Origin of the sequence: Roseibium album (genome assembly GCF_001404515.1) — a bacterium.
Lineage (GTDB): Bacteria > Pseudomonadota > Alphaproteobacteria > Rhizobiales > Stappiaceae > Roseibium > Roseibium album.
Window position 1 is genome coordinate 399,382 of the sequence record NZ_CXWE01000005.1, and the last position, 13,366, is coordinate 412,747.

Consider the following 13,366-nt stretch of genomic DNA (forward strand, 5'->3'; position numbering starts at 1 on the left):
CGCCGGAGCGGTCAAACGCCCGGCAAAATCGATTAATGAAAATGACAAACGACAAGAAAATTTCCAAACAGATGTCGTTCTGGCTGCGGCACTGCCCCGAAGACGCCGGACTTAAGCTGTCGGAAGCCGGTTGGACCGACGTCACCGCTCTCCTGAGCGCACTTGGTGAAAAAGGCATCGCATGCGACCTGAAGCGGCTGGTGGAAGTCGTCGCCCGCAATGACAAGAAACGCTTCGAGTTTTCCGATGACGGCCAGTCCATTCGAGCCAGGCAAGGACACTCGATTGAAGTCGATCTCGGCTTGCTTCCGATGGTTCCACCGGACTTTCTGTTTCATGGGACGGCGGAGCGGTATCTGAATTCAATCATGCAGGACGGTCTGAAGCCGATGAACAGACACCACGTCCATTTGTCAGGTGATCCGGCGACGGCCAAAATGGTCGGAAAACGACACGGAAAACCGATAGTCCTCAATGTAGCGGCCGGAAAGATGGCTCGAAACAGGCACAAATTCTACTGCACGGCCAACGGTGTCTGGCTTGTAGATACTGTCCCTCCCCAATTCCTGTCTCTTGTGGCAGACACCGCGTCGATCTTAATAAAATAATAAATTGCTTTCTTTATATGGCGACTTAATATAGAAAGATAATTCTTTCTTTATTGAGGCCGCCATGTCTGTCAGTTCACCAGCGCAATCGCCTGCAACCGGAAATGTAGCCAATTCTGCATTGTTCTCGCCCGACAGGATTGCCGGCACGATTGCACTCATCCTTGGCGTCGGCTCCCATGCCCTGAACGGTTTCGTGACGACAGCCGTTCTGCCGGACATCATTCGGGAACTCGGAGGGCAGAACAGGGCATTCTGGGTTTTCAGTTCTTTTGAAATGATGGCCATTCTGGCCGGGTGTCTGACAGGCGCAACAAAGGTGCGGCTGGGGGCCCGGTTGCCGTTCATGGTGGCAACATCCCTCCTTGCAGGCGGCTCTGTCCTGGCAGGCCTGAGCACCTCTCTGGAGGGCCTGATCGCCGGGCGCGCCGTGCAAGGATTTGGTGAAGGCATGATTGTCGCGCTCTGTTACTCGCTGATCCCGGATCTGTTTCCGAACAATGTTGCTCCGCGAGTGTTTGCGATGCTGGCCGGTGTCTGGGCCCTGGCCGCTGGCATCGGCCCTTTATCGGCAGGATTGCTCACGGAACTCTGGTCGTGGCGCGCTGCTTTCCTGATCAACATCCCGCTGACTGTCCTGCTGTTCCTGCTGATGAATTCAGCATTGCCTGCCCGGTCTCGCGCGGAGCCGGATAAAAAAGCTGTTGATACCGGTCGAAGAGGCGGTGACCGGATGGTGCTGCGTTTCACCCTTCTGACTGCCAGCATTCTTCTTTTGACAATGATCGGTGAAGTCCACCAGCCATTGCCGCTCGCCGCGACGATCCTGACAGGATTGATTGCGGCAGCATTGTTGTTGAAAATCGATCGCGTCAGTGTTCAGCGCCTTTTTCCGCTCAACGCCTTCAAGGCACGGACGGTCATAGGTCTGGGCACCTGGATCGTGTTTCTGATCTCGGTCTCGGCTGCCGTCCGTGCCGTTTTCATCACGACATTTGGTCAGGTTTACTGGGACCTGAGCGTCACACAGGCAAGTTATGTCGCTGCCGGCCTTGCTTTTTCCTGGTCCTTTTTCGCCTGGGTTTCGTCGAAGGCCCCCTCAAGACGAAGAGAACTCAACTACCTCGTGCTCGGTCCGCTTCTGATCGTTGCGGGAATGGTGATGACGGCCGCATCGATTGAGATGGCTTCGCTGCCGACTTTCGCTCTCGCAGCCATTGTCACCGGTGCCGGTCACGGACTGAGCAATCAGATCCTGCTTCGGTCATTGATGTACACCACCGGCAACCGGGAACAGGATCTTGTATCGAGCATTCTGCCGACGCTGTCGTCTGCAGGTATTGCCATCGGTGGCGGATTGACCGGGCTGATCGCAGTACTCACCGGGCTGGTAAGCGCAGGAGACACCACGCTTGTCTCTGCCGAGGCGGTTTCCCGGTCCGGGGCCGCGATTTTTTACATCAACGCTGCGCTGACAATCGTGCCGACCTGCGCGATGCTGGTTCTCCGGCACAGGCTCATTGGGCTGGAAGCAAGCGAACGCGCGACTTCGAAGTAGGTGAATGCGGTCAAGAAGCACTCCCCGCCTGCAGAAAATGACAACCGCGCAAAGTGTGACGCAGCGGCATTGACTAAACGGGCGGGACAGCCGAAAATTTTCGCAAGATATTTTCAAGAACTGGTTTGTCCATGAAGTTTCCAGCAGCGCGCATTCTTTTCGATATGCATACTTGCCCGATGTGCATGGGCGTTCCCGCTCCCATTTTATGGAAGGGCGCGTGGACCGTGATAACCGGGATGTCACCGCAAGCGCGCGTGACCGACTTGTGCGTCTGTGTCGGCCCGCCTCCCCCCATCGGCGGCGACCCGATCGTGACCGGCGCCTGGAATGTACTGGTGGAAAAATTGCCAGCCGCACGGATGACGGACCTGACATTGAAAGCCGGATCCATTGTTACCGGGTACCCGCGCGTACTTATCGGCATGAGTGCCGGCGGTGGCGGCGCTGGCGGTGGAGCAGCGGCCGGACCCGGCCCTGTCGGCACGACCAATGTCGGGCCCTCCATCAAGATCGAGGGCACCGAGGAATTCCGGGAAAAAACCGTTCAGGCACTGGCCAAGATTGCCCAGACGCCATCCGGGGCAAAGTTGCTGAACGATCTCCACAAGTCCGGCAAGACGATCACGATCAAGGAAACATCCGGCGGCAACAAGGTCACCGGCTTCAACAGCGACGGTAAACTCGATTCCAGCGGCAAGCCGGGATCCGGCTGCGACACCACTGTGCATTACAATCCGAACCGGACCACCCTCGGCTCGGACGAAGCCTGGAAAACACGCCCTCCGGAAATCGGACTTGCCCATGAGCTGATCCACGCGCAACACGCCGCGGATGGTGAACTGGACTTTTCAAAGGTGGACAATGACAGCAAACCAGATCCGTCTGATCCGACCAAGAAAGCCAAGGTCATCAAGGAAGAAGCCAGAACCGTCGGTTTCCCGCCACATGACAAGGAACCTTACAGCGAGAACAAGATCCGCGATGAATGGGATCCCAAGCAACCTCAACGTCCATACTATTAATCGGCGCAATTTCATGGCAGGTCTGACGGCGTTCGGCCTCACCTGCGCTATCGAGAAAAAGGCGGCAGCAATGTCAGCAATCACGAACCAGAACAGCGACATGACCCTGTCTGCACACCTGCGCGAGGACAAGGGTCTGCTGCTGACCTATCAGGTAAACAATACGTCCGGCAGAACCATGTATCTCTTCGACGTTCTGCACGGCGAGTTTGACGGTTCCGCCTACCCGCTCGTTGATGCCTGCTATGCGACGATCGAACAGGGTCAGCTGGTTCTGAGCCGGCAGATCATCGCAGTCCCGGACGACATCCTGGTCGAATCGGAAAACATACCCTTCGTCACGGCGATCAAGCCGGGCTTCTCGGTCGAAAAGACCGTCCGGCAGGTTCAGCCTGTCTTTCCCTGGACGCCCTACACCGACCACGACAGCATTCCCGAAGCAAAGGGGGTGATGAAATTGAATGTCTGGTTCCGGCTGGGTTATTTTCTGGGCGTCGACGGCACAAACGATCTGGTAAAGGCCATGCCGACCGATCAGGGCACACGAGCTGCCTTCGACCCGTTCCCCTTCGAGTCCCAGAAGTTGCTCATGACCGGGCCACTCGGAACGGTCGATGTCTACGATCTGAAGTAGAGCACGCGGGTTGTCACTCAGAACTGGGTCAATCCCCGGCGAAGCCATTGGGACTGGGGTATTTCGTTCCCGATTCTGAAACTGAATCTTTCCACTCTTCTCACGTCACTATCCGTTTCGCATCTGAAGGACACGTCGAACCAGCGACCAAGGCTGCGGAAGGCCGCATTGCGAGGTTCCAGCACACTGCCGGGCTGCGGCCGAAATGACGGCAGAAGCTCAGGTGGCACCGCACTGGCTGCCGACAGTTGAGCGCGCAACTCGGTCATGCACAACAGATTGAGACGTTGCCCCGGTGACATGCCGCGCATGGCGGTTTGGGATCGCTGATTGTCCAGCAGTGTCCTGGAAAAAAGCTGCCGTGCCTGAACGTGACCCGGGCGACGAACGGCGACGGACGACGGTGACGAAGTCGGCGGCGTTGCCCGCGCGACCCTGCGTGCAGGCTTGGGTGCCGGAGCCGCTTGCGTCAAGATCGGCCCAACCGTTCCGAAATCATCCGGCGCAATTTCGTCCGCCTCGCCCACATTGGTCTCAGCCTCTGTTCCGGCTTCCGCTTCCGCCACAGGTTTGGGATCGGGTGCAGGCGTTTCCGCGGTCCCGGTCTCGTTTACCGGTCCGGCCAAAGGATCGAAATCCTCAGCGACCTCAGTTTCGATAACAGTTTCTGGTTCTGGGTCAGCCTCGGGCTCCACCTGGGTCTCAACCTCAACCTCGGTTTCAACTTCAACTTCAACCTCCGGCTCCGGCTCCGGCTCTGGCTCTGGCTCTGGCTCTGGCTCTGGCTCTGGCTCTGGCTCTGGCTCTGGCTCTGTGAAATCTTCAGCTTCCTCTGTGTCAAGATCCGCAGTTTCCTGCTCTTCCTCCAGAGGTTCGCTTTCCTCCAGTTCAGGGACCTCCTCTTCAACAACCTCTTCCAGCGGTTCGGTGACGGGTTCCTGCTCGTTATTCTGAGCTTCGGAATCTTCTTCGGCAAATTCCTCGACTGGCTGCAGAACTGGTGCAGGTGTCTCCTCTTCCGCCTCTGCAGCAGGCGTCGGCTCGGGAGCCTGCTCTTCTGTTTCCTGTTCTTCAGGTGCCGGTTCGGGAGGCTGGTTTTCAGCTTCTTCTTCTGCCGCCGCAGGCTCTTCGGCTGCAGAATTCTCTTCGGCCGGTTCTGGCAGCTCAAGCGCGGGAACAGTGACGATCTCCACCTCGATGGGCTCTTGTGCCGGCTCAGTGACATACCCGGAGATACCGCCCAGCAGCACGAGTCCCAGCAATCCGTGCAGCACCAGGGAGGTCATCAGCCCCCAGGCAAATGCTTGCCGATCTTCCGTTGCCGCCTCTGTCATCGGACGGTTGGTATCTGCGGTTATGGCCAAAAATGAGCCCTCGAACGGAAGTCTTCGATCAAACAGAACAATTCCGGGAAAGGTGGTGATCGGAGTTCTGTCTGGAATTACGTCAAACTTGAAGACTAGAGCGTATCAACAGATTTTTAAGTTGGAAAACGCTCCAAAATCCACATGCTCCCAAACAAAAAACCCGGCATGGCAGCCGGGTTTTTAAAAAATGCGAGACGTCGACCGGCCTCTTAACTGTCCAGGAACGAGCGCAGCTTGCGCGAACGGCTCGGGTGCTTCAGCTTCCGGAGCGCCTTGGCCTCGATCTGGCGAATACGCTCGCGCGTCACCGAGAACTGCTGACCGACTTCTTCCAGCGTATGGTCGGTGTTCATGCCGATGCCGAAACGCATGCGAAGAACACGTTCCTCGCGTGGTGTCAGCGAAGCAAGCACCCGCGTGGTGGTTTCGCGCAGGTTCGACTGGATCGCCGCATCGATCGGCAGGACCGCGTTCTTGTCCTCGATGAAATCGCCGAGGTGGGAATCTTCCTCGTCCCCGATCGGGGTCTCGAGGGAAATCGGCTCCTTGGCAATCTTCAGAACCTTGCGGACCTTTTCCAGCGGCATCTGCAGCTTTTCGGCAAGTTCTTCCGGGGTCGGCTCACGGCCGATTTCGTGCAGCATCTGGCGCGATGTTCTGACGATCTTGTTGATCGTCTCGATCATGTGCACCGGAATACGGATCGTGCGGGCCTGATCGGCAATCGAGCGCGTGATTGCCTGCCGGATCCACCACGTGGCGTAAGTCGAAAACTTGTAACCGCGCCGGTATTCGAATTTGTCCACCGCCTTCATCAGGCCGATATTGCCTTCCTGGATAAGATCCAGGAACTGCAGTCCGCGGTTGGTGTATTTCTTGGCGATGGAAATCACGAGGCGCAGGTTCGCCTCGACCATTTCCTTCTTGGCGATACGTGCTTCGCGTTCACCCTTTTGCACCATTGCCACGATGCGGCGGAATTCGGTGATCTCAAGGCCCGTTTCCGTGGCCAGCGTCTGGATTTCCTGGCGCAGCTCGCGAACGGTTTCCTTTTCCCGGGCGATGAAGTTCTTCCAGCCGCGAGTGGACAGGTTCGCCACCTTGCGAAGCCAGTTCGGGTCCAGTTCCGCACCCTGATACTGCTTCAGAAAATCGGAGCGATCGACGTTGTAGCTGTCAGCAAGGCGCAGCAAGCGGCCTTCATAGCCCATCAGGCGCTTGTTGATGTCGTAGAGCTGGGCAACCAGAGCATCGATACGGTTCTGGTTGAGCGACAGGCTCTTCACATCGACGATGATGTCTTCTTTCAGCTTCTTGTAACGGCGCTCCTGGCTCGGTGACAGGGTCTTGTTGGCCAGCTTGTTTTCAACCAGCTGGTCCTGAAGACGGCGCAGCTTCTTGTAGTTGTCCGCAATGTTGTCGAAGGTTTCCAGAACGCCCGGTTTCAGCTCGGCTTCCATCGCGCTGAGGGAGACGTTGGATTCAAACTCGTCGTCGTCATCCTCGTCGCTGTCGCCTTCGCCTTCTTCGTTCTCCGTATCTTCGGAGACGCCGTCCTTGGACTTTTCTTCGCCGGCTTCGCTCGGGGCAACATCGTCATTTGCTACCGCGGGGCCTGCCTTTGCGTCCGGTCCGGCATAAGTGGCTTCCAGGTCGATAATGTCACGCAGAAGCACCTGGGCTTCGTTGAGTTCATCGCGCCAGATAATGATTGCCTGGAATGTCAGCGGACTTTCGCAAAGACCGGCGATCATGGCTTCCCGACCGGCCTCGATGCGCTTGGCAATCGCGATCTCGCCCTCGCGGGAGAGCAGTTCAACCGACCCCATCTCGCGCAGATACATGCGCACCGGATCGTCGGTCCGATCGGCGGGTTCTTTGGTATTGGTTGTTTTCGCAACGGCTGTGGTGGTGGTGGTCGCCAATTCGCCGCCATCGACTTCATCCGGGCCGTCTTCAGCGTCTTCGGAATCGATCACGTTGATACCCATGTCGGAGAGCATGGACATGGTGTCTTCGATCTTCTCTGACGAAACCTGCTCGGAAGGCAGAACTTCGTTCAGCTCGTCATATGTGACGTAGCCGCGCTTCTTGGCGGCTTTGATCATCTTCTTGACAGCGGCATCCGACAGGTCGAGCAGCGGACCGTCCGGTCCGTCCGAGCTTGCTTCCTGTGTCTCGTCTGCTTGTGTCGCTTTGGCTACCATATCGTGCTCCAGTTCGTGACCATCAGGGTCACGCAGCGCCCTATTAACGGCTTCAAACCAACTTACCCTCAGCGCGCCGGCAATACCTGCGGCCGCGTACGGAAGAATCAGTGTGAATAGGTTTGTAAGCCGTGTCCCTTAAGTCCCAATTAACCGTGCTCTTCACGACATTGACAGTACTCAGCATCAATGAAGCACGCGGCCTTTCAATTTGGCTCTCGCAATTGCAAGTGCCGAAGAGGTATTCAAACGGGTTGCAGCGTTTTTCAGACTATTTGCCGCTAGCTGGCTTTTAAGCTGCGGCGCTTGAGAGCTGCAAAACTTCTATTTAGCTCGGTGCGCACGATTCGCAAGTGTGATTCGTCACCGGTCAATTGGAAAATGCGTTTTTTGTGGTTTTTCACACGTCTACAGGGTGATTTTGCAGCAAAAAAACAATTTCCCCGCGCTGAGCTCGCCCTCGCATTGGTTTGGACCACGTCCGGCGGCCGCACGGCGGTCATTGTGCCACGGCGACCGGAGGTGCGGTTCTGATTTTCTTGGCGCGTTCTGCAAGATCGGCTTCATCACGCGCACACTCTTCGCGCCTGCGGTTCAAATCCTGAGTCAGGGCCTGGATGCGTGCCCAGGAAAACTCGTCCAGATGTTCATCGGCGGTGACCAACTCGCTGGAAAGCTCCACTTCAAGTGCGGTCAATTCTAGAATATCCAGAAAATGCAGGTACGCCGCCTCGACGAAATCTTCCGGCGGATTGGATTTCAAGAGCGGGAACCGGTGGTTGAGCGCAAAGAACTCCGCCTTGCCCTGCTCCTGCAGACCAATGGTTTCCAACATCAACTCGTGCATGATGTCACGCAGGGGTTCATCGAACGAACCGGTCAGGTCCGCTATCGGCGCCGCTTCCAGATCATCAACGATCCGGCACAGAATATCGCGAAGCTGCCGGTGCAGATCGTTGGTGAACGGCAATCGCGATATGCGCTCGACATTTCTGTCAAGCAGATGCGGAAACCGCATGCACAACCCCAGAACCAGGCGTTCTGTTCCAAAGTCGTTGCTGGTGGCAACCCGCTCACGCACCATGCCCAGTCCCGTGGACGTCTCGGCGCTTTTCTTGCCGTCGCGCCGCGATTGCCGGGCCTGCTCGAAAAACAAGTTGGACAGCTTGAATTTCAGGTCGAGTTGATAGCGACGCCTTACCCGTTCGTCCCGGATCGTTCCGATCAGGTCGTCAAAGCGTTTCTCAAGCGCTGCCTTGCGCTCAGGCGTGTCGATACGGGAAACCGAGATTTCGCGCTCCCAGACCGCATCGAACAGTGACTGGGCCTTGCTGACTTCCTGGTGGAACCCGTCCAGCCCGCGCTGCTTGACCAGATCATCCGGATCCATGCCATCGGGCAGAAAGCAGAATTGAAACGAAAAGCCGCTTTTGAGGACCGGAAAGATCCGGTCGATTGCCCGATGTGCAGCAGACACACCGGCAACGTCACCGTCAAAACAGATCACCGGTTCGGGTGCAAATCTCCAGAGCCGGACCACCTGGTCTTCCGTGAAGGCAGTCCCGAGCGACGCGACCACGTGCCGGATTCCAGCCTGCCACAGGGCGACGGCGTCCATATAGCCTTCCACGACCACCGCCTCACCCGTCTTGAAGGCCGGTTCACGGGCACGATGCGCGTTGAAGAGCATGATGCCCTTGTGAAACAGGGGGGTCTCGGGCGAATTCAGATATTTTGGTTGTCCGTCGGGTAACAGTGTCCGCCCGCCAAACGCGACCACTCGGCCCTTGTCATCATGGATCGGGATCATCAGGCGTCCACGAAAACGGTCATAGGAAGGCCGCCCGTCGTCCGGCCGGATGACAAGTCCGGCCTCCACCATTGCAGCTTCCGGAATGTCCCTCGCGGCCAGGAACGTCTTCAGTGCATCGCGGCTGTCGGGGGCAAAGCCGAAGCGGAATTCCATCAGTGTCTCGGATGTCAGATCACGTTTGGCAACGTAGGAACGTGCAACTTCGCCTCTGTATCCGGCAAGCTCGGTCTGAAAAAACTGCGCGGCCATTTCGCATATGTCGGCAAGTCCCGCACGCCTCTTCTCCCGCTTGGCCGCTTGCGGATCGGGCGCCGGCAAAGCGACACCTGCCTGTTCGGCAAGGCGTTCAACGGACTCTGGAAAGTTGAGGCCTTCTGTTTCACACAGGAAGGTAAAGTGATCGCCGGACGCACCGCATCCGAAGCACTTGTACCTGTTGCGCCGGTCATCGACATGAAAGCTCGGGCTTTTTTCCTGATGAAACGGACAGCAGGCCCAAAAGTCTCCCTTTCCCGGCTGGGTTTTGCGACGGTCCCACGAGACACGCCGTCCAACGATATCCGAGAGTGTCAGACGGGCGCGGATTTCATCGAGAAGACGCGGTTCAAAACGCATGGAGGACGAACGATCAGCTGTGATTGAATGCTTTTGCCTGACGGTTGGTCTACGCACCTTCAGGATGATCCGACAAAATAGAATGACTTGCCGGTTAGCGCCAGTCTCAGATCTTCACCGGGAGTGGGAAATTGAAGATCTGTTGATAGCCGGGGACAACTTGCAGAAGGTTCCCGCTCCCTCGACCCAAAAGCCGGACGCTTCGCAGGTTAGCCCTTCGGGGTTTCGTCCGCACCCTGTTGCTGGTGATGACCATTGCCTTCCGTGCGCAACATATCCTTCACAAGGCAGGACGCCTGAACAAAGTCCATCTTTCCCGGATACCGGCTTTTCAGCTCGCTCATGCAACGCCCGATGTCGCGCAGACCATGTGCCTCGATGTCCTTGACGGTAGCCTCGCAAAGCGTGCGCATCTCGTCTTCGGTAAGCTGAACGGGCAGGAATTCGCGAATGATTTCCTGCTCCACGCGTTCCTGCTCGGCAAGGTCGAGCTGCCCGCTGGTTTCAAACTCGTCTGCCGACGTTACCCGTTGGCTAATCATTTTCTGAAGGATTTCGATGACGTCGCTATCGCCGACACCATCCTTGCCGTTGTCGCGTGCAGAGGCTTCCCTGTCCTTGACGGCGGTCTGGATCAGACGCAAGGTCGCGCAGCGCCGCTTGTCGCCTTCTTCTTGCGCCGATTTCAACGCAATGCCGATTCTTTCGCGCAAGTCGTCGCGCATGGTTCACCCTATCCCTGCCGCACTGAGCCTGCGGGCGTTTTGACGCCCTTTCACATTTCTCAGCCAAGCTATTGAATTTTAATGGTCTTTTTTCAAAGGATCAATATTGACGATCCTAGCCGCTTCCCATAGAGTCCCGCGCTTGATGCAGACGGCCGCATAAAGGCATTTTTGCCAGTCGCAGACGCCTATCCTGCAGCGCATGATGTCACCAACAGACTCTGGATACAAGACATGACGACTGCAGACGCATGGTCTGAGACCCCGGCGACCGCCCTGCTTGTCCTTTCCGACGGCAGCATAATCGAAGGGCAAGGCCTCGGCGCCACCGGCCAAGCCGTTGGTGAGATTTGTTTTAATACGGCCATGACCGGATATCAGGAGATCCTCACCGACCCCTCCTATTCGGGTCAGATTATTACGTTCACTTTTCCGCATATAGGGAATGTGGGCACGAATGACGAGGATATTGAAACCGTCAACATGGCCGCCGACAGCGGAATTCGAGGTGTCGTTCTTGCTGCGCCGATAACCGATCCGGCCAACTACCGGGCTGCAAAACATCTTGATGCCTGGCTCAAGAGCCGGAACATGATCGGTATCTGCGGCGTCGACACCCGTGCATTGACCGCGCTGATCAGGGAGAAAGGCGTTCCCAACGGTGTGATCGCTCATGCACCTGATGGTCGTTTCGACGTTGAAAGCCTGAAAACAGCCGCCGCCAACTGGCCTGGCCTCGTCGGCATGGATCTGGCGAAAGACGCCTCGACGACCCAATCACACCCCTGGTCCCAGACGACCTGGCGTTGGGACGAAGGCTACGGAGAAACCGAAGGCTCAACCTACAAGGTCGTCGCCATCGATTTTGGTATCAAACGAAATATTCTGCGACTGCTCACCGATGCGGGTTGCGATGTTACTGTTGTGCCTGCAACGGCAACTGCAAGTGATGTGCTGGCCCACGAACCCGATGGTGTGTTTCTGTCCAACGGTCCCGGTGATCCGGCAGCGACGGGCAAATATTCAGTCGACATGATCAGGGGCGTTTTGGACAAGGGTGTCCCGACCTTCGGCATTTGCCTTGGTCACCAGATGCTCGCGCTCGCGCTCGGGGGCGACACGATCAAAATGCATCAGGGCCATCACGGCGCCAATCATCCGGTGTTCGATCACACGACTGGCAAGGTCGAAATCACATCAATGAATCATGGCTTTGCGGTCGACGCAAACAGCCTGCCGGAAAATGTCGAACAAACTCACGTCTCTCTTTTCGACGGCTCGAACTGCGGTCTGGCCATGAAGGACAAGCCCGTCTTTTCAGTCCAGTACCATCCGGAAGCCTCTCCGGGGCCGCGTGACAGCCATTATCTGTTCAAGCGGTTCACCGATCTGATGCAGGCCGGCCGGCCCGCGTGAATTCAGGGTCTGCCCTGCCGGCGGGCAACCGGTTCCAACACGAATGGAAGTCCGCCTCATGAGTTCGACACTCCGCAGTTGGACGCGGAAAAGCAAAACCCCGGCTCATTTCTGAACCGGGGGCATTGCATTGTCTGAATGAGGCGAGTCAGGCGATCAGTTCATCAAAGGCCGACAGGATCTGTTCAACCTCGGCAACCTGCTCATCAAGCATTTGCTTCTGCTCGACAAGGATCTCTTGTTGCCCCTGGCAGATTTCCTGCAATTCCTTGAACTGGTCTTGTTTGTTGGTATTGCTTTCGACCAGCTTGATCACCCGCCGAATTTCAGCAAGTGTCAGTCCGATTTTCTTGGCTTGAAGGATGACCCGCATCCGCGACACATCACGCGTGCCATAAAAACGGCGAGCACCTTTGCGCACAGGGTTAAGCAGACCCTTTTCTTCGTAGAACCGCAGGGTACGCAGCGTTACGTTGAAGCGCTCAGACATCTCAGAGATAGCAAGGGCGCGGTCATCAAGCACCACGTCCTGTCCCGGACCTGCTATGTCCGGAACAACGACCATTTTGGTAGCGACATTGTTCATAATGTTAAGCCCGATCTTGTTTTTTTGTTCCGAGTTCGGTCAGGCTTTGCAGCACCCCTGATTTTCCGGTCCCACATCCGGATCCTCAGGTCCCACTAGTGATGCAAAACAACCTCTCGGTTATTTACCATCGCACACGGCGAAAAGCCCCAGCTCTGCACGGCCGAGACTTAGCAATCAGACTAATACACTGGTTCGATAGTTAAAATCTACGCAAAAATCGGAAATATTGATCATTTTTCGCAGAAGTTTCAGAAGACCGAAAATTAAACCCTGAATTATGACAGAAAGATCACCAAGCTGGTGATCCATAAACACCCCCACGGACAAACTAGGGGACATAAATATTAATTATCGATAATCCAGATCCAATAAACCACATTTTCAATTCTCGTGAATTCCGCAGCAGTCCATACTAACTTCACGGGAGCAAGAAAAGGGAAAAATACTTAATTTTCCTCAACTTACCCAAACAAAATGATTTAGGTACCTGATTTTTTTTAAATGATACCTAGCCGGTGGCACGGCCGTTTCGATAAAAACCAATACACAACCAGAAATTGAGTTCGAAAAAACAATTTATCAGTGCGCGCATTGCCATAGATTAAATACAATACTGTAATTTTTTTTCAAGTGACGTTGAGGATTCCGGTGCCTGTGGAGAACTCACGCTGCCGAAGACTTTCCTCCCTTACCGGAAGGTGAAACTCGTCTCCTCGAATTTCTCCCATAAATGACCGATTGCTCCAACACCTTGTCTTTGACCGGTCGTCAAAACGCTTCAACAAGCGCCTATCGCGCAAAAAAGAGCA

At 56.1% G+C, this 13,366-nt stretch carries 10 protein-coding genes; 5 read left to right on the forward strand and 5 right to left on the reverse strand.

Features of this window, described 5'->3' with window-relative positions; translation table 11 throughout:
- The first annotated feature begins 41 nt into the window (after window positions 1–41).
- The 4 genes from LA5095_RS18740 (at window position 42) to LA5095_RS18755 (ending at window position 3,825) form a co-directional block, all read left to right on the forward strand.
- A complete protein-coding gene (locus tag LA5095_RS18740; protein WP_055118051.1) occupies window positions 42–608 on the forward strand; it encodes an RNA 2'-phosphotransferase in 567 nt (188 codons plus the stop codon).
- 64 nt (window positions 609–672) lie between these two features.
- A complete protein-coding gene (locus LA5095_RS18745; protein ID WP_055117646.1) occupies window positions 673–2,166 on the forward strand; it encodes an MFS transporter in 1,494 nt (497 codons plus the stop codon).
- Between the two features lie 185 nt (window positions 2,167–2,351).
- Window positions 2,352–3,191 (forward strand): M91 family zinc metallopeptidase, encoded by an 840-nt coding sequence (locus LA5095_RS32785; RefSeq protein ID WP_268873272.1) that lies wholly within the window; start codon window positions 2,352–2,354, stop codon window positions 3,189–3,191.
- Between the two features lie 13 nt (window positions 3,192–3,204).
- Window positions 3,205–3,825, forward strand: coding sequence for a hypothetical protein (locus LA5095_RS18755; RefSeq protein ID WP_055117648.1), 621 nt, complete (start codon window positions 3,205–3,207; stop codon window positions 3,823–3,825).
- Window positions 3,826–3,842: 17 nt separating this feature from the next.
- Here LA5095_RS18755 and LA5095_RS32445 read toward each other — a convergent pair whose 3' ends face one another.
- From LA5095_RS32445 to LA5095_RS18775, 4 genes are all read right to left on the reverse strand, one after another.
- On the reverse strand, window positions 3,843–5,189 hold the full coding sequence (locus tag LA5095_RS32445) for a DUF930 domain-containing protein (protein WP_145902526.1): 1,347 nt from the start codon (window positions 5,187–5,189) through the stop codon (window positions 3,843–3,845).
- A 212-nt stretch (window positions 5,190–5,401) separates the two neighbouring features.
- On the reverse strand, window positions 5,402–7,399 hold the full coding sequence (gene rpoD, locus LA5095_RS18765; protein WP_029061012.1) for an RNA polymerase sigma factor RpoD: 1,998 nt from the start codon (window positions 7,397–7,399) through the stop codon (window positions 5,402–5,404).
- 499 nt (window positions 7,400–7,898) lie between these two features.
- On the reverse strand, window positions 7,899–9,827 hold the full coding sequence (dnaG, locus tag LA5095_RS18770) for a DNA primase (RefSeq protein ID WP_055117651.1): 1,929 nt from the start codon (window positions 9,825–9,827) through the stop codon (window positions 7,899–7,901).
- A gap of 209 nt (window positions 9,828–10,036) precedes the next feature.
- The gene (locus tag LA5095_RS18775) at window positions 10,037–10,540 is read right to left on the reverse strand and encodes a GatB/YqeY domain-containing protein (protein ID WP_055118053.1); all 504 of its coding nucleotides are present in this window, start codon (window positions 10,538–10,540) and stop codon (window positions 10,037–10,039) included.
- 246 nt (window positions 10,541–10,786) lie between these two features.
- On the opposite strand from LA5095_RS18775, the gene carA reads away from it, so the two are divergent.
- Window positions 10,787–11,968, forward strand: coding sequence for a glutamine-hydrolyzing carbamoyl-phosphate synthase small subunit (carA, locus tag LA5095_RS18780; protein ID WP_055118055.1), 1,182 nt, complete (start codon window positions 10,787–10,789; stop codon window positions 11,966–11,968).
- A 148-nt stretch (window positions 11,969–12,116) separates the two neighbouring features.
- On the opposite strand, the gene LA5095_RS18785 is transcribed toward carA, so the two are convergent.
- Window positions 12,117–12,494, reverse strand: coding sequence for a MerR family transcriptional regulator (locus tag LA5095_RS18785; RefSeq protein WP_208992757.1), 378 nt, complete (start codon window positions 12,492–12,494; stop codon window positions 12,117–12,119).
- Between the last annotated feature and the right edge of the window lie 872 nt (window positions 12,495–13,366).